Origin of the sequence: Streptomyces sp. NBC_01214 (genome assembly GCF_026340975.1) — a bacterium.
In the GTDB taxonomy this organism is placed as follows: Bacteria; Actinomycetota; Actinomycetes; order Streptomycetales; family Streptomycetaceae; genus Streptomyces.
Genome location: NZ_JAPEOS010000002.1, coordinates 468,387 through 492,300 on the forward strand (window position 1 = coordinate 468,387; position 23,914 = coordinate 492,300).

Sequence of the window (23,914 nt, forward strand, 5' to 3'; positions counted from 1 at the left end):
GCCGGGGAGAACGCAGGCGTGGGGGAGACCAGGCGCGTCCGGGTGGTGCTCGTCGACGACCACAGGATGTTCCGCACGGGGGTGCAGGCCGAGATCGGCGAGACCGACCGGACGGGCGTCGAGGTCGTCGGCGAGGCGGCCGACGTCGACCAGGCCGTCACCGTCATCACCGCCACCCGGCCCGAGGTGGTCCTGCTCGACGTGCACCTGCCCGGCGGCGGTGGCGTCGAAGTGCTGCGGCGCTGTGCCCCGCTGATGGCGGCGGGCGAGAACCCCGTCAGATTCCTGGCGCTGTCGGTGTCCGACGCGGCCGAGGACGTCATCGGGGTCATCCGGGGCGGTGCGCGCGGGTACGTCACCAAGACCATCACCGGCAGCGACCTGGTGGACTCGGTCTTCCGCGTGCAGGACGGGGACGCGGTGTTCTCGCCGCGGCTGGCGGGCTTCGTGCTCGACGCGTTCGCCTCGACGGACGCGCCGCCGGTCGACGAGGACCTGGACCGGCTCACGCAGCGCGAGCGCGAGGTGCTGCGGCTGATCGCGCGCGGGTACGCGTACAAGGAGATCGCCAAGCAGCTGTTCATCTCGGTGAAGACGGTCGAGTCGCACGTCTCGGCCGTCCTGCGCAAGCTCCAGCTCTCCAACCGGCACGAGCTGACCCGCTGGGCGACGGCCCGCCGCCTGGTCTGAGCCCCGGGGCAGACGTCTGACCTGCGTCCGACCTGCGGTGTGACCCACGCCGCAGGCCGACCTGGCAACCGGGAGCGCGCACGGTGCCCTCTAGGGTGGCGTGATGAGCTTGACCGGTACACCCTTCTTCGCGACGGTGATCGCCCTGACGGCGATCGCCGTCGTCCTTCCGCTGGCCGTGTGGAGCAAGGTGCGCGGCCCGGCCGCCGTGCGCACGCTCCTGCGCGCGCTGATGGTGGTGTTCGCCCAGGTCACAGCCATCGCCGTGGTGTTCGTCGCGGTCAATCGCGCCGAACACTTCTATGCCTCGTGGAGCGACCTGTTCGGCACCGGCAAGTACGTCACGGCCGCCCCCGACCTCGGCCCGGACGGGCTCGGCGGCAAGAAGGTCGAAGAGGCGCCGAAGGTCAAGCAGCAGTTCCAGCCGGTGGAGGGGGTCGGCGGGCGGGTCCAGAAGACCGAGCTCGACGGCAAGATCTCCGGGGTCAAGGGCGACGTCATGGTGTGGCTGCCGCCGCAGTACGACGACCCGGCCTACAAGGACAAGAAGTTCCCGGTGATCGAGCTCATACCGGGCATACCGGGCACGGGGAAGTCCTGGTTCCAGGGGCTCAAGGCGCACGAGGTGCTGGAGCCGCTGATGAAGAGCGGCAAGGTGCAGCCGTTCATCCTGGTCTCGCCGCGCGCCATGCTGCTCGGCAACGGCGACACCGGCTGCGCCAACATCCCCGGCAAGGTCAACGCGGACAGCTGGTTCAGCGTCGACGTCCGCAAGATGGTCGTCGACAACTTCCGGGCCTCGGACGAGGCCCGCACCTGGGGCGTGGCCGGCTATTCGGCCGGCGCCTACTGCGCCGCCAAGCTCGCGATCGCGCACCCCGACCGCTACAGCGCGGCCGTCTCCCTGTCCGGCTACAACGACCCGGGGCAGGAGCCCTCGTCGCTGGTCGCCAAGGACCCCGAACTGCGCAAGACCCACAACCTGAAGAACTGGCTCCAGGCCGCACCCACCCCGCCCGCGGTGGCGCTGTGGATGTCGGGGGCCGAGCAGGACGGTTACCTGTCCGGCACGGACCTCAAGGCGATCGCCAAGAGCCCGACCGTGGTGCACGCGGAGAAGGTCGTCGGCGGGCACAACCTCGAATCGTGGTCCAAGCAGCTGCCGCAGACCTTCGGCTGGCTGAGCGGCGTGGTCAAGGCCCCGTAGCCCGCGCCGGGCCCTGCGTCTGCCGATCGGCGGACGGCCCCGCGGACCCCGCCGCCGATCTCTGCCGGTCGGCCGATGTGCCCGGTACCCGCGGCCCGGGAGCCTGGTCCCAGGACGAAATCCAAGGGGGACCAGGGTCATGGCACATGCGGTGAGCAGCGGGAACGAGCAGGTCCGGGCGGCGGTGCGGCGCCGGTGGTGGTCGGGTTGGCCCCACTGGACCCCGTACGCGGCGGCCGCCTGGTCCCTCGCCTACGGTCTGGCCGGGCTGTACTGGACGCTGGGCGGCGCCGCGTACCCGTTCGCGCCGGTCGACGAGGACCGGTCGGCCGGATCCGTCCTCGAACCGAGCCCGGCCGCCGTCGTGAGCCCGGTCATCGCGGCGCTCGGCCTCGCAGGGGCGGTCTGCGGGGTGCTCATGGCACGCCGCCCGGCGAGCGGCGCCGCCGCCCGACGGTTCCTGCTCGGCTTCGGCTGGGCGCAGGCCCTCGCGCTCACGGTGGTCCTGCAGGACTACACGCTGATCGCCGTGGTCGCCTTCGCGCCGCTCCTGGTGGTGTTCGCCTTCACCGGGGTGCCCGGCCCGCAGGACGGCATCGGCGACATCCTCTACTGGCACCGGGACAACCTGCTGATCCTGTTCGTGGGCGGTGTGCTCTGGACGCTGGCCGTACTGGCGTACCAGCGGCGCACCCGCGGACTGTGCGCGCACTGCGGGCGCGGCGGAAGGGCCGCGGCCTGGACCGCGCCGCAGGCGGCGGCCCGCTGGGGGCGCCGGGCCGTACTGATCGCCGTGCTGTCGAGCATCCCGTACGACGTGACCCGGGTGGCCTGGTTCTTCGGCTACCCGATGGGCATCACCGACGCGTTCCTGAAGGACATGCAGGACACCCCGGGCATGCTCGGGATCGGGCTGGGCCTCGCGATCGCCTCGACCGTCGGCGGCGTGCTGACCCACGGACTGGTCGCGCGCTGGGGCGAGGTCTGGCCGCGGTGGGTGCCGTTCAAGGCGGGCAGGCCGGTCGCGCTCGCCACCGCGATCGTCCCGGCCCTGCTGGTGTCCGTGGTCCTCGTACCCGGCGGCCTCCAGATGATCCGGGGCGGGGACCAGCCCTTCGGCTGGGGGACCAACTACCCCGCGATGCTCTGGGTGGTCTGGGGAGCCGCGTTGGGCGCAGCCACCCTCGCCTACTACCTCCGCCGGCGCGGCACCTGCGGCTACTGCGCCCGGGGATGAGCGGGTCCGTCCGACCGACCTACGCGGGGCGGGAGGCGCCGGCCCAGGGCATCGAGTCGATCGGCGCGAGCCGGACCGTCGATCCGGGGCGCGGGGCGTGGATCATCTGGCCGTTGCCGACGTAGAGGCCGACGTGGGTGACCCCGGAGTAGAAGAACACCAGGTCGCCCGGGGCCAGCTGGTCGCGGGACACGCGCCGGCCGGCGTTGATCTGGGTGTAGGTGGTGCGGGGCAGGGAGACCCCGGCCGAGCGCCAGGCCGCCTGGGTCAGGCCGGAGCAGTCGAAGGAGCCCGGGCCCGTCGCGCCCCAGACGTACGGCTTGCCGATCGCTCCGTGCGCGAAGGCCACGGCGCGGGCCGCGCGCGAACCGTCGGACGGGGGCGGGGGCGCGGCGCCCTTGGACGGGGCGGAGGCGGAGGCGGCGGCGGGGGCGGCGGCCGGTCCGCCGGCCGACCGGGCTTCGTAGGCGGCCCGCTCCTCGGCGGTGAGCCGGGCCAGCAGGTTCTTGGCGGCGGTGAGCTTCTCCTCGATCTCGGCCTTGTGCCCGGCGAGTTCGTCCTGCCGGGAGCGGAGGTCGGCGAGCCGCCCGGCGGCCTGCTCGCGGAGCTTGCCGACCTCGTCGAGCCGGCGGCGCACGGTGGTGATCCCGGCGGCGTTGCGGTCCCCGGCGCGGGAGATGAAGGCGGCCTGGGAGAGGTACTCCTGCGGGTCGGAGGCCAGCGCGAGCTGGACGGTGGTGCCCAGGGAGCCGCTGCGGTACTGGGAGGCGGCGAGCGTTCCGAGTGCGCTGCGGGCGGTGTTGAGCTGGTCGGTCTTGCGGGCGGTCTCCTCGCGCAGTCCGGTCAGCGCGCGTTCGGCCTCGTCCGCCCGTTCCTTCGCCCCGTTGTACCGCTCGGTCGCCGCCTCGGCCTCCTCGTAGAGCCGGTCCACCTCCGATTTGACCTGGGCGGGGGTGGACCGGGGGTCGGCCTGGGCGCTGCCTTCGAAGGCGGTGGCGGTGGCAGCGCCCGCGAGGGCGATGGTGGCGGCGGTCGTCCGTACCGGGCCGCCGGAGAGCGGGCGCTGCCTGGGCTTTCGATGACTGGCCACGAGGGCCTCACGTCCTTCCTCTGTCGGTGCCTGGAGGAGGACGCTAGACCCGGAGGTAACGGGCGGATGACGAGATGATCGCAAGTGGCCCGATATGACTGGAGCTGGCCGCAGCGGACCGGAGCGGATCGTTCCGGTGTGGGTCAGTGCCAGAGAACGGCGATGAAGATGTTGATCACGGTCAGCCCGCCGACCGCGCCGAACAGAGCCTTGTCCACGTGCTCCTCGTCGCGCTTGACGTAGACGAGGCAGAGGATCACGAAGAGGATCGCGAGCTTCACGCCGACCTTGATGTTGTTGACGGGGTCCCCGGCCATCTGGTTGAAGCCGACCAGGAGCACGCCGGTGACCAGCATGGTGAGCGCGCCGTGCAGCATGGCGGGCGTGAAACGGGCGGTGCCCGCGCTCATCGCCTTCATCTGGGTCAGGAAGCCGCCGAGGAGCGAGGCGATCCCGATGATGTGCAGGCCGACGAAGACATTGATGAGTACGTCCATGGCGTCGAGCGTACGAGGCGGCCCGGTCAGCCGAAGAAGCGGGTCAGCTCGTCCGTGACGACCTCCGGCCGCTCCTCCGGGAGGTAGTGGCCGCTGCCGTCGACGCGGACCACGCGGGTGTCGGTGCCGAGCGCCGGGACCGCGGCGAGCAGGCGTTCGTAGTTGCTGTGCTCGCCGCCGAGCGCGAGCAGCGGGGTGGTCACGGGGGAGTAGCCGGCGAGGTCGTCGATGTCCTGACGGAAGGCCTGGTACCAGGCGTTGCCGGCCCGGATCGCGTCCGGGGAGTCGTACGCGCGGGCGTACACCGCGCGGGAGCGCTCGTCGATGGAGGCGGGGTCGGCGGTCATGGCCGCGAACAGCCAGTCCAGCAGCACGCGGTAGCGGCCGGCGAGGAGCTGTTCGGGCAGGTCCGGCACCTGGTTGAAGGCGAACCACCACAGGTGGCGGAGCCCGGGGCGGGGCAGCAGGGGCATCTGCGACCACGCCTCCTCGGGGTGCGAGACGTCGAGGAGGGCGAGCCGGCGGGTGGCGTCCGGGTGGTTGGCGGCGTGGGCGTAGGCGACCATCGCGCCGATGTCGTGCCCGGCGAAGTGCGCCGACCCGATCGAGAGGTGTCCGAGGAGGGCGTGGACGTCGGCGGCCATCGTCTTCTTGTCGTAGCCGGCGGCGGGCTTGGCGGAGCCGCCCATGCCGCGCAGGTCGACGGCGATCACCCGGTACCGGCGGGCCAGGGCCGGCAGCACCTTGTGCCACTGCCACCAGGTCTGCGGCCAGCCGCCGAGGAGGACGAGCGGTGTGCCGCTGCCGCCCTCCACGTAGTGCAGTCGGGTGCCGTTGACCTTGGCGTGGTGGCTGGTGAAGCCCCCGTCGAGGGAGGCGGCCAGGGCGGCGTCGTCGAGCGGGGTGGTGGCGGGCGGGGTGGTGGCGAGCGGGGTGGTGGTCGGCTGGGTGGTGGCGGGCTGGGGCACGGCGGGTCCGTCCTCGCGAGATTGACCGTTCGAAGATTTCGTACGGTTGAGTGAGTGGACTGTACGAGATCTTCGAATGGATTGGCAATGTCCGTACGAGAACTGCGTACAGTGGGGTCATGCCTGCTGCCGCTGCCGAGCCGACCCATCCCGCCGCCGACCGCATCGAGCTGGTCGAGGTCCTGGCGGCGCTCGGACACCCCGTCCGACTGGAGATCGTCCGCAAGCTCTCCTCCGGCGAGGAGGCGTTCTGCGGCGAGGTCGTCCCCGACCTGCCCCGCTCCAGCGTCACGCACCACCTCAAGACGCTGCGCGAGAGCGGCGTGATCTGCCAGCGCCCGCAGGGCCGCAAGCTCTTCCTCGCGCTGCGCCGCGAGGACCTGGAGCTCCGTTTCCCCGGTCTGCTCGAACTCGTGCTGGCCTGTCGGTCCCGCCCCCTAGACTCGGAATGCGATGAGCAGCCTCTTTGACGACAGTTTCCTGGCGGACCTCACCCCCTCCGACGAGGTCCCGCCGCCGCCCGAGGACCACGCCGCCCCCGAAGCGGGCGCGGACGATCTCTTCGGGGGGCGGTTCGACGTACCCATGACCGGGGACGCGTACTACCGGGACGGCGCCCCCAGGCCCGTCATCGACCCGGCGACGCTCCTGGACGGGCTCAACGAGCAGCAGTGCGCGGCCGTGGTGCACGCGGGCTCCCCGCTGCTCATCGTGGCCGGCGCCGGCTCCGGCAAGACCCGGGTGCTGACCCACCGCATCGGACACCTGCTGTCCGCGCGGAACGTCCACCCCGGCCAGATCCTGGCGATCACCTTCACCAACAAGGCCGCCGGCGAGATGAAGGAGCGCGTCGAGGGCCTGGTCGGCCCGCGCGCGAATGCCATGTGGGTCTCCACCTTCCACAGCGCGTGCGTGCGCATCCTGCGCCGCGAGTCCAAGCGGCTCGGCTTCACGTCCTCGTTCTCGATCTACGACGCGGCCGACTCGAAGCGCCTGATGGCGCTCGTCTGCCGCGACCTGGACCTGGACCCGAAGAAGTTCCCGCCGAAGGCCTTCAACGCCAAGGTCTCGAACCTGAAGAACGAGCTGATCGACGAGGAAGCCTTCGCCGATCAGGCCGCCGACGGCTTCGAGAAGACCCTGGCCCAGGCGTACGCGATGTACCAGGGGCGGCTGCGCGAGGCCAACGCCCTCGACTTCGACGACATCATCATGACCACGGTCCACCTGCTCCAGGCGTTCCCGGACGTCGCCGAGCACTACCGGCGCCGCTTCCGGCACGTCCTCGTCGACGAGTACCAGGACACCAACCACGCCCAGTACACGCTGGTGCGCGAGCTGGTCGGCACCGGCTACCCGGACCTGCCCCCGGCCGAGCTGTGCGTGGTGGGTGACGCCGACCAGTCGATCTACGCCTTCCGCGGTGCGACCATCCGCAACATCCTCCAGTTCGAAGAGGACTACAAGGACGCGACGACGATCCTGCTGGAGCAGAACTACCGCTCCACGCAGACGATCCTCTCCGCGGCCAACGCGGTCATCGAGCGCAACGAGAACCGCCGCGCCAAGAACCTGTGGACCCAGGCCGGCACCGGCGCCGTCATCACCGGCTACGTGGCGGACACCGAGCACGACGAGGCCCAGTTCGTCGCCGACGAGATCGACCGGTTGACGGACGCGGGCGACGCCAAGGCGGGCGACGTCGCGATCTTCTACCGGACCAACGCGCAGTCCCGCGTGTTCGAGGAGATCTTCATTCGGGTCGGACTGCCCTACAAGGTCGTCGGCGGCGTCCGCTTCTACGAGCGCAAGGAGGTCCGCGACGTCCTCGCGTACCTGCGCGTCCTGGCGAACCCGGAGGACAACGTCCCGCTGCGGCGCATCCTGAACGTGCCCAAGCGCGGCATCGGCGAGCGCGCCGAGGCGATGATCGACGCCCTCGCGATGCGCGAGAAGATCACTTTCCCGCAGGCGCTGCGCCGCGTGGACGAGGCCTTCGGCATGGCCGCGCGCTCCACCAACGCCGTGAAGCGGTTCAACGTGCTGATGGAGGAGCTGCGCACGATCGTCGACTCGGGCGCGGGCCCGGCGGTGGTCCTGGAAGCGGTACTGGAGCGGACGGGCTACCTCGCCGAACTCCAGGCGTCGACCGACCCGCAGGACGAGACGCGCATCGAGAACCTCCAGGAGCTCGCGGCCGTGGCGCTGGAGTTCGAGCAGGCGCGGGAGGCAGCGGCTGCCGAGGCCGCCGAGACCGGCGCCCCGGCTCCCGGGTCCGGCACCCTGGCCGAGTTCCTGGAACAGGTCGCGCTCGTCGCCGACTCCGACCAGATCCCGGACGAGGACACCGAGGGCACGGGCGTCATCACGCTGATGACCCTGCACACCGCCAAGGGCCTCGAATTCCCGGTGGTCTTCCTGACCGGCATGGAGGACGGGGTCTTCCCGCACATGCGGGCGCTGGGCCAGACCAAGGAACTGGAGGAGGAGCGCCGCCTCGCGTACGTCGGCATCACGCGGGCGCGCGAGCGGCTGTACCTGACCCGCTCCAGCATGCGCAGCGCGTGGGGCACGCCCTCGTACAACCCGCCGTCGCGGTTCCTCGAGGAGATCCCGGCGGAGTACCTCCAGTGGAAGCGGACGGGTGCGACCCAGAAGCCCGCCGGTCCGATGCGGAGTTCGGGGTACGGGTCGTCGTCGTCCGGTTCGGGGAAGGCGACCTTCGGCACCTCGCCGGAGGCGTTCCTGTCCTCGTCGCGTACGAAGTCGGGCCCGTCCGGATTCGCGACGCGGCGGGCCGCCGACAAGCCGGTCATCGCCCTGGTGGTCGGGGACCGCGTCACGCACGACCAGTTCGGGCTCGGCACCGTCATGGAGGTCAAGGGAGCGGGCGCGGACGCGCAGGCCACCATCGACTTCGGGGACGACAAGCCCAAGCGGCTGCTGCTGCGCTACGCGCCGGTGCAGAAGCTGTAGGAGGAGGGCGGCCGCGCGGCGATCACGCCGCCGGGAGATCAGACCGGGCCGGTTGCCGCCGGCCGGTTAGGTCGGGCGGTTACGTCGGGTCCAGGCCGTGGCTGCGCAGCCACGACAGGGGGTCGATCGCGGATCCGCCGCCGGGCCGGACCTCGAAGTGGAGGTGCGGGCCGGTGGAGTTGCCGGAGTTGCCGGAATAGGCGATGACATCGCCGGCCTTGACCTTGCCGCCACGGATCTTGGTGGAGCTGAGGTGGCAGTACCAGGTCTCGGTGCCGTCGGGCGCGGTCACTATCGCCATGTTCCCGTAGGCGCTGTTGTACTGGGTGCGCACGGTGCCGTCGGTGGCCGACATGACCGGCGTCCCGTAGGAGACCGGGAAGTCGATGCCGGTGTGCACCGACATCCACATGCCTCCGGCCTGGCCGAAGTTGGCGCTCAGGCCGTGCTGCTGGACCGGGATGGCGAACTTGGGGCGGGCGGCTTCCTTGGCCGCGGCCTCCTCCGCCTTCTTCTTCTTTTCTTCTTCCTGGCGCTCGCGCAGGTCGATGCGCTCCTGCGTGCGGCTCGCGCGGTCCGCGAAGTCGCCCGCGTCGGCGCTGAGCGCGACCATCTGGGTGTCGAGCTTGGTGTTCGCCGCGACGGGTTTCACCGAGGCCGGGTCGGGCGCGGCCATCGTGGTGGGTTCCTCGGCGGGCCGGTCCGTGCCGGTGAGGCCGCCGACGGAGGCGGCCGCGACACCCGCGACGCCCATCACGCAGGCGGAGGGGACGGCCACGGTCAGCAAGGCGGAACGCTTCGCCGGGTTGCGGCGACGGCTGTTGCCGCCGGTGCCGCTGCCGTTCTTGCTACTGCTGCTCGCCTTGGTGGCGGCGCCGGCCTTGCCGTTGCCCTTGGCAGCGGTCCGGCGCGCGGAGCGCGGAGCCGAGGTCACGGGCATGGCCTGGGTGGGGAGGTCGTGGACCGCGGGCACCTCGGGTGCCTCGGGCACCTCGGGGACCTGCGGCGTTTCGTCCGAGAGCACCTCGAAGACGGCGGTCTCGCTGTACGTGTCCGTCCCGGTTTCGAAGCCGGTTTCGAAACCGCTCTGGTGTCCGGAGTCGACGACGACGGCCTGGGTGGCCTCGTAGGCGTAGCCGACGGTGGTCGCCTCGTACGCGTACTCCTGCTGCGCGGGCTCGGGCTCCGGCGCGGGCTGGTACTCGTACGCGTAGACGGCCTCGGGCTGGGCCGGGGTCTCGGCGACGGTGTTCCATGCGGTGGCGTCGTAGGCACCGGTCTCGGTGCCGGTGGTGCCGTAGCCCGGCATCGCCCAGTGTCCGGTCTGCTCGCCGGTGGTGTCGTAGCCGAAGGAGGGCTGCTGGTACTGCGCGTAGCCGGAGTAGTCCGCACTCTGCGCGTTCCAGGCGCTAGCGTCCCAGCTCCCGGTGGTGTCCTCGGGTGCGCCCTGGGTCGGGATCGTGGACAGGTAACCGTCCTGCGAGGCCCATGCGGTGGTGCCGTACGCGCCGGTGTCGTAGGAGCCGTAGGCGGCGTAGTTGACCCCCTGGCCCTGCGTTTCATAGGAAACGTAGGCCGAGTCACCAGCGAAAGCGGTGGTGGAAAGGCCGTCGTACCCGGCATCCGGGTACTGGCCCGACGTGGGGCGGTCGTTCACCAACTTCTCTTTCGCCTCGGCAGTGGGGGCCTGGGTGGCCGGGAACTCAAGGTTCACCGGAGGAGAGCAGTGGCGTGACTGTACCCGGCGGTTACTCGCCACGACAATCTTCGCCGGGTCCCCAGATCTCCGGAACCGGGCATTCGGCCGTCTTTCGGTCGCCGAAATGCGGACCCTTGGCCTTGAGTTCGAAATTAGTTCGACTGTTGGTCGCTCGTCGGCTAGGCGACGGAGGCGGTGTCCGAGCCCGTGACGGCGGCCAGGCCGGGCCCTTCGAGGGTGCGCCGGACCGCCGCGATGACGGCGGGATGGACGGCTAGTGCGAGATGTCCGATACCGGTGACCTGCACGTTCTCCACACACAGATCCGGGTGTTCGATTCGCGCGGTCGCGACCGGGGTCATGATCGTGTCGAACTCGCTCCAGAACGCCACGCACCGGGTGGCGCAGCCGGGCGCGGGCGCGGCGAGCTCGGTCAGCACCTCGGAGTCCGGGCGGATCTGCCGGATCAGCGGGTGCGCGTCCATGAAGGGGGCGACCCGGGTGCCGGAATGCGGGGTGCCGAGGGTGACGAGGGTCCGGACCCGCGTGTCGCCGCCGAGTCGCTGCACGTAGTACCGACCGACGAGCCCGCCCAGGCTGTGCCCCACCAGATCCACCCGCTCCTGTCCGGTGCGCTCGCACAGCTCCTCGACGCGCCGGGCGAGATGGCGGGCGGTGACGCGCAGGTCGAGGGTGAAGGGCGAGTAGTTGTACGCCTCCACGTGCCGGCCTCCCGCCCCGAGGGCGCGGCGCAGCAGGACGAAGACGGACCGGTTGTCGGTGAACCCGTGGAGGAGAAGGACCGGCGGTCGTGTCGCGGGTGGACGGGTGGTGACCTTCTCCTGGCACACTCCGGTGGGATACAGCAGGAGGTGCCCGCCGAGCACCACCACCTCGAGGGCGCCGGCCCGCAGCGCGGCGCCGGACAAGGGCATGGACATGGACATGGGTATGGACAGCCCCATCGACGGCCTCCCCTGAGCCTTTGTGGGACCGCGGCGCTCGCACCACCGTGCCGTGCGGCTGCCGGCACGGTGGCGCAACGCCGTCCCACGTGTGATTTCCCCCTCGTGATTGACCGCGAAACGGCGGCGTGCGCGATGCTGTACTTAACGTTCGTTCACTCGGGAGGCAGTGCGATGGGTGTGACCGGTCCGATCCGTGTGGTGGTGGCCAAGCCGGGTCTCGACGGCCACGACCGCGGGGCCAAGGTGATCGCGCGGGCGCTGCGGGACGCGGGCATGGAGGTCATCTACACCGGCCTCCACCAGACCCCCGAGCAGATCGTGGACACCGCCATCCAGGAGGACGCCGACGCGATCGGCCTCTCGATCCTCTCCGGCGCCCACAACACGCTCTTCGCGCGCGTGCTGGAACTCCTCAAGGAGCGCGACGCGGAGGACATCAAGGTCTTCGGCGGCGGCATCATCCCGGAGGACGACATCGCCCCCCTGAAGGAGAAGGGCGTGGCCGAGATCTTCACGCCGGGCGCGACGACGACCGCCATCGTGGAGTGGGTCCGCGGCCACGTCCGCCAGTAGCCTCCGGCGGTTCGTAGCCCCCGGCGAATCCAGCCTTACCGGCGTTCGGGGCGCGGGCTCCTGGGCGGAGCCAGGGCTTTAGGGTCCTACGGCGCAGGACCTCCTTCCCCGCCGGGGCCGGCCCGCCCGGCGCCGCACCTCATCCCCCGACTCCGTCCGGGGGACCCCCAGGTTGCGGGGCACCTGAGTACGTGCAGTACTCGGGCGCCCTTCCGCCCGGGCCCCTCCCCGTGGTAGCCGGGGGAGATGCATCGCCCCGGGCGCCCCGGGCTCATCCGGCGAGATCAGAAGGAGACGGCCGAGCTCCCCGCAGGGGCTAGGCCGGAGCCAGTTCGGCCAGCATCGTCGCGCGGAGGCGAAGGGTCGAGACGAGTCGCTGGAACGCCTCGGCCCAGTACGCGGCCGCGCCGGGGGCCGCGTCCGGCAGGTCCTCCGCGGCCGTGGTCAGGGCCTCCAACCGGCTCGCTTCCGCGGGGTCGAGGCAGCGCTCCGCGAGGCCCATCACCCCGCTGAAGCTCCACGGGTAGCTGCCGGCGTCGCGGGCGTTGTCCAGCGCGTCCACGACCGCCCGGCCCAGCGCGCCCGCCCACGGCACGACGCACACCCCGAGCAGTTGGAACGCTTCCGACAGCCCGTGGGCCCCTATGAACTCCGCGACCCACTCCGCCCGTTCCGCGTGCGGGAGGGTCTCCAGCAGCTTGGCCCGCTCCGCGAGCGAGGCCGTGCCCGGGCCCGCCGCGGGCGGCGCGGACGCCGGGCCGAGCAGGGCCCGCGACCACGGCGCGTCGCGCTGGCGCACGGCGGCCCGGCACCACGCCGCGTGCAGCTCTTCCGTCCAACCGTCGCCCGCGGCCACCGGCAGCGCCACTATCTCCGCCGGGCCGAGTCCCCCGAACCGCTCCGGCCAGCACGACAGCGGCGCCGCCTCCACCAACTGGCCGAGCCACCAGGCCCGTTCCCCGCGTCCGGCGGGCGGCCGCTTGACCACCCCGTCGCGGAGCATCCCCGCGTCGCACTCGGCCGGCGGCGTCACTCCTTCGGGGCCCACGCAGGCCAGCGCGCGCTCGGCCATCCGCCCGGCCAGGGCCGAGGTGGGCAGCGCCGACAGCAATTCGGCGGCCGTGGCGCGGACATTGCGGCTGCGGTCACCCAGCGCCGCCTCCAGGAAGGGTTCGTCGCTCTCCGACAGCCCCGCCCTCAGCGAATCGAGGAACATCAGCCGGTCCTCGGCCCGTTCGGTGGCCCAGGTCGTCATCAGCAGCCGCGGCCCGGCCGCCGCCTCGTGGGCCCGAACGGCCCCGAGCAGGGCCACCCGCTCCGCGAACAGTCCCTCCTGCCACAGCCGTTCCACCGCTGCCCGGTCCGTCACCTCCGGCAGTTCCCCCGTGCCGCCCGAACCGCCGCGCAGGGCGAACCGCCAGTCCGGATTCATCCGCGCCAGCCACAGTCCCCGCGTCCCCGCCAGGGCCAGGGCCTGCGGCCGCAGGTCCGTACGGGCCCGGGCCGCGTCCAGCAGCGCCGGTACGAGCGCGGCCGGCGAGCGGTAGCCGTGCCGCGCGGCGGCGGCCAGCCACTGGGGCAGCAGCTCCGTCAGGTCCGGGGCGGTCCCGCGCCGCCCGCCGCCGTTGACCGGGCCGCTGCGGCCGGCCAGCAACTGCGCGAGCCTGCGGCCGGCCGGCTCCGGTGGCGCCGGCCGGGGGTCCCGGGGCGCGGGCTCCGGGCGCGGACCGGCCTCGGCCGGACGCAGCCCGGCCCGGCGCCGTACGGCGTGCACGGCCGCCGCGTCCAGCAGTGCCTCCGGTGAGCCCGCCGGGCCCCCGTCCCGGCGCCGCTCGGTGCCCAGCAGCGCGGCGGCGACCAGCTCCTCCCACTCCCCGTACCCCTCGTCACTCTTGTCCATCGGGCCCCTCCCTCGTCCCTCGTCGCTCGTCGTCGGTCGTCCGTCGCGTCATGGGCTCCGGTCCCGCCCCCTCCACGGGACCGGAGCTGTCGATGTCCCCGTCTGCCGCTCGCGTTCAGCTGGCGTGGTTGTCGTTCATGCAAGCCCCCCGGCTCGTCGTCGTTTCCCGTACGGCGCCCCCCCGGCGCCGTACGTTTCCTCGCCGCCCCCGTGTGACGGCACAGGACCCCCCAGGCCCCCTGCTCTGTGTTCCTTGTTTCCGCCCCTGATCAGGACAGGGCGACGGGCTCGGTCGAGTCCGGCTGCCAGGCCGTCAGAGGGGTGAAGCCGCGGTGGCCGCACTCGCCGAACACCGTCACCGGGCCTCCGCCCGACAACGCCGCCAGCTGCCAGAGCCCCCCGCGGGAGCGGCCGCCCCCGGTCAGGGGCACCGGCAGGGCGGAGGTGCCCTCCGCGTCCGCCAGCTGCCAGCCGAGCTCTCCCGGTATCGGAACCACCGGACCGAGCACCACCGGCCAGGACTCCAACCACGGGTCCTGCCGCAGGGCCTCCCCGTACGCTTCCAGGGCCGCCCCCGTGCTCACCCCGGCCGGAACCTCCGTGCACGGCGCAGGTGCCGCGAACCTCTCACCGAGGTCCGCCCGCAGCCCAGCCGACCCGGGCCGGAAGCGCATCTCCGCCTCCAGCACCCGCCCCACCGGCAGTGCCAGCCCCGGTGGCCGCCCCGGCGGTCCGAAGTCCAGCACCAGGGCGGGCCGCCCGTCCGCCAGCCCGCGCAGCCATATCCGGCGGGTGGTGAGCCGGCCGTCCGGCGACACCGTGTCGTACTGGGCGAGCACCAGCCACCGGTCCCGTACGGCCTCCCCCTCCCCGGAGGCCGGCAGTCCCACGCGGCTGCGCACCGTCGCCGCCAGCTCTTCCGGCAGCCCGGCCGCCCCCAACCACGCCCGGTCGAGCAGGTGCAGCAGCGCCGCCTCCTCCAGCATCCGGGCCGGCCAGCCGGGGCCGCAACTGGGTATCGTCCCCAACTCCCTTACCCGGGACGCCAGTCCGGGTGCCTGGGCGTCGACCATGCGGGCCGCCGTCTCCTCCCACCCCGCGTATCCCGCCTGCTCCTGGCCCGCGAGGCCGCCGCGCAGCAGATCGGCCAGCCGCTGTTCCAGCTCGGTGACGCCCGCGCCGACGCGCGCCGCCCGCCGCTCGGCCCGCTTCCGGGCCCCCTCCTCGTCGACCGGCGCGGCCCTCCCGCCGGGCGGCCGCGCGGCCTTGGCCGCCCGGTCCGCCAGCCACTGCGCGGCCCACTCGGGAGCCTCGCCCGGCTCGCCGACCCCCTCCGCCGACCAGAGCAGCAACAGCCCGAGAGCGTGCTTGCAGGGGAACTTCCTGCTCGGGCAGGAGCACTTGTACGCGGGGCCCTTCAGGTCCACGACCGTGCGGTACGGCTTGCTGCCGCTGCCCTTGCACAACCCCCACACCGAACCGGAAGCGGAACCTCCGATCTGCGACCACGGTCCCGCCCCGCCGAGTCTGCCCCCCGCCTTGCGCGAGGCATCGTCAGGAGCCAGATCCAGTACCTGTTCCGCTGTCCAGCGGTCCCCCTGATCAGTCATGTGAACAACCGTAGAGACCGCCACTGACAATCGCTCTGACCAGCAACAACGCTGTCGGCAGGGTCCGTTGTCAGTGGCGTGGTGCACCGTGGGGTCAGCAGTCGGGAGCGGCTGCCGAGCTTTGGAGGGGGACCATGACCATGCCCGAGAACGAGCAGCGAGCAGAGGCTCTGCGACCGCACGCCGAAGACGCCTTCGCACACGAACTGAAAGCCCTGGCGGCCGCCGACGACCGGCCCCGCCCGACCCGCTGGAAGCTCTCCCCGTGGGCCGTCGCCACGTACCTGCTCGGCGGCACGCTCGACGACGGCACGGTGATCACCCCCAAGTACGTGGGGCCGCGCCGCATCGTCGAAGTGGCCGTCACCACCCTGGCCACCGACCGCGCCCTGCTCCTCCTGGGCGTCCCCGGCACCGCCAAGACCTGGGTGTCCGAACACCTCGCGGCCGCCGTCAGCGGAGACTCCACCCTCCTCGTCCAGGGCACCGCCGGCACCCCCGAGGAAGCCATCCGGTACGGCTGGAACTACGCCCGGCTGCTCGCCCACGGCCCCAGCCGCGAGGCGCTCGTCCCCAGCCCCGTCATGCGGGCGATGGCCGACGGCATGACCGCCCGCGTCGAAGAGCTCACCCGCATCCCCGCCGACGTCCAGGACACCCTCATCACCGTCCTGTCCGAGAAGACCCTCCCGATACCGGAGCTCGGCGAAGAGGTGCAGGCCGTGCGCGGCTTCAACCTCATCGCCACCGCCAACGACCGCGACCGCGGGGTGAACGAGCTCTCCAGCGCGCTGCGCCGCCGCTTCAACACCGTGGTGCTGCCCCTGCCCGCCACCGCCGACGCCGAGGTCGACATCGTCGCCCGCCGCGTCGACCAGATGGGTCGCGCCCTCGACCTGCCGGCCGCGCCCGAAGGCCTGGAGGAGATCCGCCGCGTCGTCACCGTCTTCCGCGAGCTGCGCGACGGCGTCACCGACGACGGCCGTACGAAGGTGAAGTCGCCCAGCGGCACGCTGTCCACCGCAGAGGCCATCTCCGTCGTCACTGGCGGCCTGGCCCTGGCCGCCCACTTCGGGGACGGCGTGCTGCGCCCCTCCGACGTGGCCGCCGGGATCCTCGGGGCCGTGGTCCGAGACCCGGCGGCCGACAAGGTGGTCTGGCAGGAGTACCTGGAGGCAGTGGTCCGCGAGCGCGACGGCTGGAAGGACTTCTACCGGGCCTGCCGGGAGGTGACCGTATGAGCCCGAGCCCGACGAAGGGGCCGCTGCTGCTGGGCGTACGGCACCACGGGCCGGGATCGGCCCGCGCCGTCCGGGCGGCCCTGGAGGCGGCGCGACCCGAGGCGGTGCTGATCGAGGGCCCGCCCGAGGGGGACGCGCTGTTGCCGCTCGCCGCCGAGGAGGGGATGCGGCCGCCCGTCGCGCTCCTCGCGCACGCGGCGGACGATCCGGGCCGGGCCGCGTTCTGGCCGCTGGCCGGGTTCTCACCCGAGTGGGTGGCCATCCGCTGGGCCCAGGAGCACGACGTACCGGTCCGGTTCATCGACCTCCCGGCGGCGCACTCGCTCGCCGCCGGAGGGGACGGACCGGAAGGGGACGGACCGGAAGGGGCCGGACCCGACACCGTCCGGCTGGACCCGCTCGCCGTGCTGGCCGAGACCGCCGGGTACGACGACCCCGAGCGCTGGTGGGAGGACGTGGTCGAGCACCGCGGCGCCGGGGGCGTACGGGAGGACGTGCTCGGCGCCTTCGAGGCGCTCGGGGAGGCCATGGGAGCCCTGCGCGAGGCGTACGGCGACGGCGGCCACCAGCGCGACCTGGTGCGCGAGGCGCACATGCGCCAGCGGATGCGGGCCGCCCGCCGGGAGTTCGGCGACGCCTACGCCGTGGTGTGCGGAGCCTGGCACGTTCCCGCGCTGCGGGCCAGGACCACCGTGGCCTCCGACAAGGCCCTGCTGAGCGGCTTGCCCAAGGTCAAGGTGGAGACCACCTGGGTGCCCTGGACCCACCGCCGGCTCGCCCGGGCCGGCGGGTACGGCGCGGGGATCACCTCGCCCGGCTGGTACGCCCACCTCTTCTCGGCCCGGGACCGGCCCGTCGAGCGGTGGCTGACCAAGGTCGCCGGCCTGCTGCGCGAGGAGGACCGGCAGGTCTCCTCGGCGCACGTCATCGAGGCGGTCCGGCTGGCCGAGACCCTCGCCGCGATGCGGGGCCGGCCGCTGCCCGGCCTGACGGAGACCCTGGAAGCGGTCCGGGCGGTGATGTGCGACGGCTCCGACGTACCGCTCGCACTGATCGAGGACCGGCTCGTCGTCGGTGACGTGCTCGGCGAGGTCCCGGACGGAGCCCCCGTCGTACCCCTCCAGCGCGACCTGACACGACAGCAGCGCACGCTGCGGCTCAAGGCCGAGGCGCAGGACCGCGAGCTGGAACTGGACCTGCGCAAGGACACCGACACCGCGAAGTCCCTGCTGCTGCACCGGCTGCGGCTGCTCGGCATCGGCTGGGGCACACCGACCGCCTCCCGGGCCGGCACCGGAACCTTCCGGGAGACCTGGCGGCTGCGGTGGGAGCCGGAGCTGTCGGTGCGGATCGCCGAGGCCGGCATATGGGGGACCACCGTCCTCGGCGCGGCCACCGCCAAGGCCGAGGCGGACGCCGCCGGGGCCGAGGAGCTCGGCGAGGTGACGGCCCTGGCCGAACAGTGCCTGCTGGCCGGGCTCGCACAGGCGCTGCCGGCCGTACTGCGGGCCCTCGCGGACCGGGCCGCGCTGGACACCGACGTGGCGAAGCTCGCCAAGGCCCTGCCGGCCCTGGCCCGTTCGCTGCGGTACGGGGACGTCCGGGGCACCGACGCGACGGCGCTCGCCACCGTCGCGGCCGGGCTCGCCGAGCGGATATGCGTGGCGCTGCCCTCGGCCTGTACGGCCGGACTGGACGCCGACGCGGCGGCGGAGATGCGCGGTCACGTGGACGGGGTGCACGGCGCGATCGGCCTGTTGGCGGACGCCGACGCAGGGCTGCGGGAGCGCTGGTCCGCGGTGCTCGCCACGCTGGCCGGTCGGGACACCGTGCCCGGCCTGATCCGCGGCCGGGCGGCCCGGCTGCTCCTGGACGACGGGCGGCTGCCGGCCGAGGAGACGGCCCGGCTGATGGGCCTCGCCCTGTCCCCGGCGTCCTCCCCGGCCGACGCGGCCGGCTGGATCGAGGGCTTCGCGGGAGGGAGTTCGGGCGGGGGCACGCTGTTGCTCCACGACGACCGGCTGCTGGGCCTGATCGACACCTGGCTGGTGGGGGTCCCGGAGCGCGCGTTCACCGACGTACTCCCGCTCCTGCGACGGACGTTCGGGGCGTACGAACCGGGCGTGAAGCGGTCCCTGGGCGAGCTGGTGCGGAGGGGGCCGGGCGGTGCGGCTGCCGCGGTGGCGGGTGGCTCGGCCCCGGCGGGCTTCGCGCCCGAGCTGGATCCGGAGCGGGCGGACGCGGTGGTCGGGCTGGTGCGGATGCTGCTCGCCGGTTGAGCTGCGGCGCCGTTTTCGGGGGCGCTGTCCCCGGACCCCCGCGGCCGGCGAGGCTGAAAGAGGTCAGCCGGCGGGGCTGGAACAGGTGGACACGACGAGTGCAGGGGGACTGACGAATGGGCGGTACGGACATGGGCACGGCCGGAGGCGAGCGGCTCAGGCGGTGGCGGATGGTGCTCGGCGGGGGAGAAGCCGATGGCACCGGCTGCGCGCTGACCGGGCGGGACGCGGCGATGGACGCTGCGCTCGGCGCGCTGTACGGCGGGGGCGGCGAGGCGGGGTCCCGCAGGACCTCGGGGGCACGGTCGGCGGGGCTCGGCGGGTCCGCGCCGAACGTGGCGCGCTGGCTCGGGGACATCCGTACGTACTTCCCGAGCTCCGTGGTCCAGGTCATGCAGCGCGATGCCATCGAGCGGCTGGGCCTGGCCGCCCTCCTGCTGGAACCGGAGATGCTGGAGGCCGTCGAACCGGACGTGCACCTGGTCGGCACCCTGCTCTCCCTGAACAAGGCGATGCCCGAGACGACGAAGGAGACGGCGCGGGCCGTGGTCCGCAAGGTGGTCGAGCAGCTGGAGAAGAAGCTCGCGGCGCGGACCCGGGCGACCCTGACCGGCGCCCTGGACCGGTCCGCGCGGATCAGTCGCCCGCGCCACCACGACATCGACTGGGACCGCACGATCCGGGCCAACCTCAAGAACTACCTGCCCGAGTACCGCACCGTCGTCCCCGAGCGGCTGATCGGCTACGGCCGGGCGGCGCAATCGGTGAAGAAGGAGGTGATCCTCTGCATCGACCAGTCGGGTTCGATGGCGGCCTCCGTCGTCTACGCCTCCGTCTTCGGTGCGGTCCTCGCCTCGATGCGCTCGATCGCCACCCGGCTGGTCGTCTTCGACACCGCGGTCGTCGATCTGACCGACCAGCTCGACGACCCGGTCGACGTCCTCTTCGGCACCCAATTGGGCGGCGGTACCGACATCAACCGCGCTCTCGCCTACTGCCAGTCGAAGATCACCCGGCCCGCCGACACCGTCGTCGTCCTGATCAGCGACCTCTACGAGGGCGGTATCCGCAACGAGATGCTGAAGCGGGTCGCCGCGATGAAGGCGGCGGGCGTCGAGTTCGTGACCCTGCTGGCCCTGTCCGACGAGGGAGCCCCCGCCTACGACCGCGAACACGCCGCGGCGCTGGCGGCGCTCGGGGCGCCGGCCTTCGCCTGCACCCCCGACCTGTTCCCGGAGGTGATGGCCGCGGCGCTGAAGAAACGCCCCCTGCCGACCCCTTGACGGCCCAGGCCCGGCCTTTGCTGTGAATCGGTGAATCACACGAACTTCCAGTTCAACCGTGAGGCGTTCTGTGACAGGTATCACCGCTCAGGTGTGATCTGCGATTTAGGGTCCCACGTCCCTCGGGGATAACCTGCGGGACGGACATGCCGCGTCCACGGTCACCGTGTGCGCCTTCCTTGTGACAGCGCCGTCACGTTGCCCTCCGCGGCACGCCCACGCAGATAGCAGACAACCGCGAATCACTGCGAATCTTTAAAAAGACAAGGGACGGACGCGCGTGGACCTGTTCGAGTACCAGGCGAGGGACCTCTTCGCCAAGCACGGTGTACCGGTGCTGGCCGGTGAAGTCATCGACACGCCTGAGGCGGCTCGCGAGGCCACCGAGCGGCTGGGCGGCAAGTCGGTCGTCAAGGCGCAGGTGAAGGTCGGCGGCCGCGGCAAGGCCGGTGGCGTGAAGCTGGCCGCCACCCCGGACGAGGCAGTCGCCCGGGCGACGGACATCCTCGGCATGGACATCAAGGGCCACACGGTCCACAAGGTGATGATCGCCGAGACGGCTCCGGAGATCCTGGAGGAGTACTACGTCTCGTACCTCCTCGACCGGACCAACCGCACCTTCCTCGCCATGGCGTCCGTCGCGGGCGGCATGGACATCGAGCAGGTCGCCGAGGAGACCCCGGAGAAGCTCGCCAAGGTCCCGGTGAACGCCAACGAGGGCGTGACCATCGAGAAGGCCCGCGAGATCGTCGCGCTGGCGCAGTTCCCGGCCGAGGTCGCCGAGCAGGTCGCCGAGGTCCTCGTCACCCTGTGGGTGACCTTCATCGCCGAGGACGCGCTCCTCGTCGAGGTCAACCCGCTCGCGAAGGTCGCCAGCGGCGACGTCATCGCGCTCGACGGCAAGGTCTCGCTCGACGAGAACGCCGAGTTCCGCCAGCCGGGTCACGAGGAGTTCGTGGACCACGCGGCCGCGAACCCGCTCGAGGCCGCCGCCAAGGCGAAGAACCTCAACTACGTCAAGCTCGACGGTGAGGTCGGCATCATCGGCAACGGCGCGGGTCTCGTCATGAGCACCCTCGACGTCGTCGCCTACGCCGGCGAGAACCACGGCGGCGTCAAGCCCGCCAACTTCCTGGACATCGGCGGTGGCGCCTCCGCCGCCGTCATGGCCAACGGTCTCGAGATCATCCTCGGCGACCCGGACGTCAAGTCCGTCTTCGTCAACGTCTTCGGTGGCATCACCGCCTGTGACGAGGTCGCCAACGGCATCGTCCAGGCGCTGCAGCTGCTCGCGGACAGGGGCGAGGCGGTCACCAAGCCGCTGGTCGTCCGTCTCGACGGCAACAACGCCGAGCTGGGTCGCAAGATCCTCTCGGACGCCAACCACCCGCTGGTGCAGCGCGTGGACACCATGGACGGCGCGGCCGACAAGGCCGCCGAGCTCGCGGCTGCGAAGTAAGGGCAGAGGTCACAGACTCACATGGCTATCTTCCTCAACAAGGACAGCAAGGTCATCGTCCAGGGCATGACCGGTGCCACGGGCATGAAGCACACCAAGCTGATGCTGGCTGACGGCACCAACATCGTCGGCGGCGTGAACCCGCGCAAGGCCGGCACCACCGTCGACTTCGACGGCACCGAGGTCCCGGTCTTCGGCTCCGTCGCCGAAGCGATGGAGAAGACGGGCGCCAACGTCTCCGTCCTCTTCGTCCCGCCGGCCTTCGCCAAGGCCGCCGTGGTCGAGGCGATCGACGCCGAGATCCCGCTGGCCGTCGTCATCACCGAGGGCATCGCGGTGCACGACTCCGCCGCCTTCTGGGCGTACGCGACCGCCAAGGGCAACAAGACCCGGATCATCGGCCCGAACTGCCCGGGTCTGATCACCCCCGGCCAGTCCAACGCCGGCATCATCCCGGGCGACATCACCAAGCCCGGCAAGATCGGTCTCGTGTCCAAGTCCGGCACGCTGACCTACCAGATGATGTACGAGCTCCGTGACATCGGCTTCACCTCCGCCGTCGGCATCGGTGGCGACCCGGTCATCGGTACCACGCACATCGACGCCCTGGAGGCCTTCGAGGCCGACCCGGAGACCGAGCTGATCGTCATGATCGGCGAGATCGGCGGCGACGCCGAGGAGCGTGCGGCGGACTTCATCGCGAAGAACGTCACCAAGCCGGTCGTCGGTTACGTCGCGGGCTTCACCGCCCCCGAGGGCAAGACCATGGGCCACGCGGGCGCCATCGTCTCCGGCTCCTCCGGCACGGCGCAGGCCAAGAAGGAGGCCCTCGAGGCCGCCGGCGTGAAGGTCGGCAAGACGCCGACCGAGACCGCGAAGCTGGCGCGCGAGATCCTCTCCGCCAAGTAAGCGCGACACTGCACGGGCGTGGCCCGCACCCCTCGGGGGGTGCGGGCCACGCCCGTTCTCACCGGCTCATTCGACCTGCGGGGCGATCCGCGCCGATCCGGCCTCCGGGTCGGCGAGCAACTTGTCGTGGAGCTTCCTGCTCCGCTCGGTGAGCTGCTGGGGGCCGGCGAGCGGGGGCACTCCGGAGACGCTCTCGCCGGGCGCCAGCGGGGGCTCGTAGTGGGTGGGTGCGGTCATGACCGTGTAGGCCGTCGAGACGGCGATCATCGCCGTCAGGCTGAGGGTCGCGCGGGTCCACATCCGGGTGCGCCGTTCGCCGCCGCCGCGGACGACGACCGCTGGGCGCGGGTCGAGGTCGACGGCCGGTCGTAGCGCGGTGAGCAGCTCGCGCAGCAGCGCCGACTGCTTTTCGAGCGGTACGTCGGCCAGTTCGGGGATCCGGTCGGCGAGGTCGGCGTGCGCGTGCACGAGCCGGTTGCCCGCGGTGGGCGTGGTGGCCTCGGTCTCGGCGGCGGTGTCGGGGAGGTCGAGACCGACGCCGTCGTAGAGCAGGACCGTACGGCGGTTCGCGGGGGAGAGCGAGAGCAGGGCGTCGAGCAGGATCCGGTCGGCGGGCTCGGCGGGCGGCTTGTCCAGCTGGCGGTGGGCGCGCCGGAACCGGTGCCAGGGGGAGAGCGCGTACTCGTACGCGATCGCGCGCACCCAGCCCACCGGGTCCGGGTCGGCGACGACCTCGGGCCACCGGTCCCAGGCCTGGACGAAGGCCTTCTCCACGGCCTCCAGGGCGAGTGACCGGCGGCCGGTGAGCAGGTAGGCCTGCCGGGCGAGGTCGTGGGCGGCGTGGGCGTAGAGGGAGTCGAAGGCCTCGGCGGGGCCCGGTGCCGGGACCTCGACGGGGATCTCGTCACGGACCTCGCCAGGGACCTCGTCGGGGACTTCGTCGGGCTCGGTCCGCGCGTCCGCGGCCGCTCCGCCCGCGGTAGGTGCGTCCGGTGCCGGTGCGTCCGGGGCGGGTGGGTCGGCAGCGGGTTCCTCGGCCGCCCTGGCCGTCTTCGTCTCCCCGGGCGCCCCGCCGGGACCGGACTCCTGCGGCAGGTCGGCCAGGCGCGCCAGGAACTGCATGTACAGCTCGCGCTTGCGCCCGCGGGGGGCCGTGCGGCCCGATTCCCAGGAGCGGATGGTCGCCGCGGTGACGCCCACGGCCGCCGCGACCTCATCGTGTGTCAGTTCCGCCGCCTCGCGCAGTCTGCGGCGCTCCTTGGGGGCGGGCAGGCTCAGCTCCGAGTCCTCTGAGGAGGTCGTCTCGACGCTTGGTGTCATGCCACACT

General features: G+C 72.3%; 19 protein-coding genes. 11 read left to right on the forward strand and 8 right to left on the reverse strand.

Translation table 11 applies throughout. The annotated features are described in order from the left end of the window. Positions 1-18: 18 nt before the first annotated feature. From OG594_RS27035 to OG594_RS27045, 3 genes are all read left to right on the forward strand, one after another. Positions 19-690, forward strand: coding sequence for a response regulator transcription factor (locus OG594_RS27035; protein ID WP_323185333.1), 672 nt, complete (start codon positions 19-21; stop codon positions 688-690). A gap of 103 nt (positions 691-793) precedes the next feature. Next, positions 794-1,897, forward strand: a complete 1,104-nt coding sequence (locus OG594_RS27040; protein ID WP_266604035.1) for an esterase family protein — start codon at positions 794-796, stop codon at positions 1,895-1,897. A 139-nt stretch (positions 1,898-2,036) separates the two neighbouring features. Then, a complete protein-coding gene (locus tag OG594_RS27045) occupies positions 2,037-3,134 on the forward strand; it encodes an NYN domain-containing protein (protein WP_266604037.1) in 1,098 nt (365 codons plus the stop codon). A gap of 19 nt (positions 3,135-3,153) precedes the next feature. Here the strand turns inward: OG594_RS27045 and OG594_RS27050 are convergent, their stop codons facing one another. The 3 genes from OG594_RS27050 to OG594_RS27060 all read right to left on the reverse strand — a co-directional run bounded on the left by OG594_RS27050 (position 3,154) and on the right by OG594_RS27060 (position 5,689). Further along, entirely contained in the window at positions 3,154-4,224 is a 1,071-nt protein-coding gene (locus tag OG594_RS27050) for a C40 family peptidase (RefSeq protein WP_266604039.1), read from the reverse strand. A 143-nt stretch (positions 4,225-4,367) separates the two neighbouring features. Further along, positions 4,368-4,721: a hypothetical protein gene (locus OG594_RS27055; RefSeq protein ID WP_266604041.1), complete on the reverse strand. Its 354-nt coding sequence runs from the start codon at positions 4,719-4,721 to the stop codon at positions 4,368-4,370. Between the two features lie 26 nt (positions 4,722-4,747). After that, positions 4,748-5,689 carry an alpha/beta fold hydrolase gene (locus OG594_RS27060; protein WP_266604043.1) on the reverse strand — a complete coding sequence of 314 codons (942 nt, stop codon included), beginning with the start codon at positions 5,687-5,689 and terminating at the stop codon, positions 4,748-4,750. A 119-nt stretch (positions 5,690-5,808) separates the two neighbouring features. On the opposite strand from OG594_RS27060, the gene OG594_RS27065 reads away from it, so the two are divergent. Together OG594_RS27065 and pcrA are read left to right on the forward strand one after the other, a co-directional pair. Beyond that, positions 5,809-6,159: a helix-turn-helix transcriptional regulator gene (locus OG594_RS27065; protein ID WP_030011006.1), complete on the forward strand. Its 351-nt coding sequence runs from the start codon at positions 5,809-5,811 to the stop codon at positions 6,157-6,159. Further along, on the forward strand, positions 6,143-8,665 hold the full coding sequence (gene pcrA / locus OG594_RS27070; RefSeq protein WP_266604045.1) for a DNA helicase PcrA: 2,523 nt from the start codon (positions 6,143-6,145) through the stop codon (positions 8,663-8,665). The genes OG594_RS27065 and pcrA overlap by 17 nt, the downstream gene beginning before the upstream one ends. 79 nt (positions 8,666-8,744) lie before the next feature. On the opposite strand, the gene OG594_RS27075 is transcribed toward pcrA, so the two are convergent. Beyond that, a complete protein-coding gene (locus OG594_RS27075; protein ID WP_266604047.1) occupies positions 8,745-10,379 on the reverse strand; it encodes a M23 family metallopeptidase in 1,635 nt (544 codons plus the stop codon). A gap of 164 nt (positions 10,380-10,543) precedes the next feature. Next, the gene (locus tag OG594_RS27080) at positions 10,544-11,329 is read right to left on the reverse strand and encodes a triacylglycerol lipase (RefSeq protein WP_266604049.1); all 786 of its coding nucleotides are present in this window, start codon (positions 11,327-11,329) and stop codon (positions 10,544-10,546) included. Between the two features lie 174 nt (positions 11,330-11,503). Here OG594_RS27080 and OG594_RS27085 point away from each other — a divergent pair, with 174 nt between their 5' ends. Further along, positions 11,504-11,905 carry a cobalamin B12-binding domain-containing protein gene (locus tag OG594_RS27085; RefSeq protein WP_266604052.1) on the forward strand — a complete coding sequence of 134 codons (402 nt, stop codon included), beginning with the start codon at positions 11,504-11,506 and terminating at the stop codon, positions 11,903-11,905. Positions 11,906-12,221: 316 nt separating this feature from the next. Here OG594_RS27085 and OG594_RS27090 read toward each other — a convergent pair whose 3' ends face one another. Beyond that, positions 12,222-13,805 (reverse strand): DUF5691 domain-containing protein, encoded by a 1,584-nt coding sequence (locus OG594_RS27090; protein ID WP_266604054.1) that lies wholly within the window; start codon positions 13,803-13,805, stop codon positions 12,222-12,224. Between the two features lie 269 nt (positions 13,806-14,074). Beyond that, a complete protein-coding gene (locus tag OG594_RS27095) occupies positions 14,075-15,415 on the reverse strand; it encodes an SWIM zinc finger family protein (protein ID WP_266604056.1) in 1,341 nt (446 codons plus the stop codon). 134 nt (positions 15,416-15,549) lie between these two features. On the opposite strand from OG594_RS27095, the gene OG594_RS27100 reads away from it, so the two are divergent. The 5 genes from OG594_RS27100 to sucD all read left to right on the forward strand — a co-directional run bounded on the left by OG594_RS27100 (position 15,550) and on the right by sucD (position 22,586). Continuing rightward, entirely contained in the window at positions 15,550-16,656 is a 1,107-nt protein-coding gene (locus tag OG594_RS27100; RefSeq protein ID WP_030013145.1) for an AAA family ATPase, read from the forward strand. After that, entirely contained in the window at positions 16,653-18,935 is a 2,283-nt protein-coding gene (locus tag OG594_RS27105) for a DUF5682 family protein (RefSeq protein WP_266604059.1), read from the forward strand. Before OG594_RS27100 ends, OG594_RS27105 begins: the two co-directional genes overlap by 4 nt. A 116-nt stretch (positions 18,936-19,051) precedes the next feature. Then, positions 19,052-20,218 (forward strand): VWA domain-containing protein, encoded by a 1,167-nt coding sequence (locus OG594_RS27110; protein WP_266604061.1) that lies wholly within the window; start codon positions 19,052-19,054, stop codon positions 20,216-20,218. Positions 20,219-20,498: 280 nt separating this feature from the next. Beyond that, positions 20,499-21,677, forward strand: coding sequence for an ADP-forming succinate--CoA ligase subunit beta (sucC, locus tag OG594_RS27115; protein WP_266604063.1), 1,179 nt, complete (start codon positions 20,499-20,501; stop codon positions 21,675-21,677). A gap of 21 nt (positions 21,678-21,698) precedes the next feature. Then, positions 21,699-22,586, forward strand: coding sequence for a succinate--CoA ligase subunit alpha (gene sucD, locus OG594_RS27120; RefSeq protein WP_150258840.1), 888 nt, complete (start codon positions 21,699-21,701; stop codon positions 22,584-22,586). Between the two features lie 66 nt (positions 22,587-22,652). Here the strand turns inward: sucD and OG594_RS27125 are convergent, their stop codons facing one another. Further along, positions 22,653-23,906 (reverse strand): helix-turn-helix domain-containing protein, encoded by a 1,254-nt coding sequence (locus tag OG594_RS27125; RefSeq protein WP_266604067.1) that lies wholly within the window; start codon positions 23,904-23,906, stop codon positions 22,653-22,655. Positions 23,907-23,914: the final 8 nt, after the last annotated feature.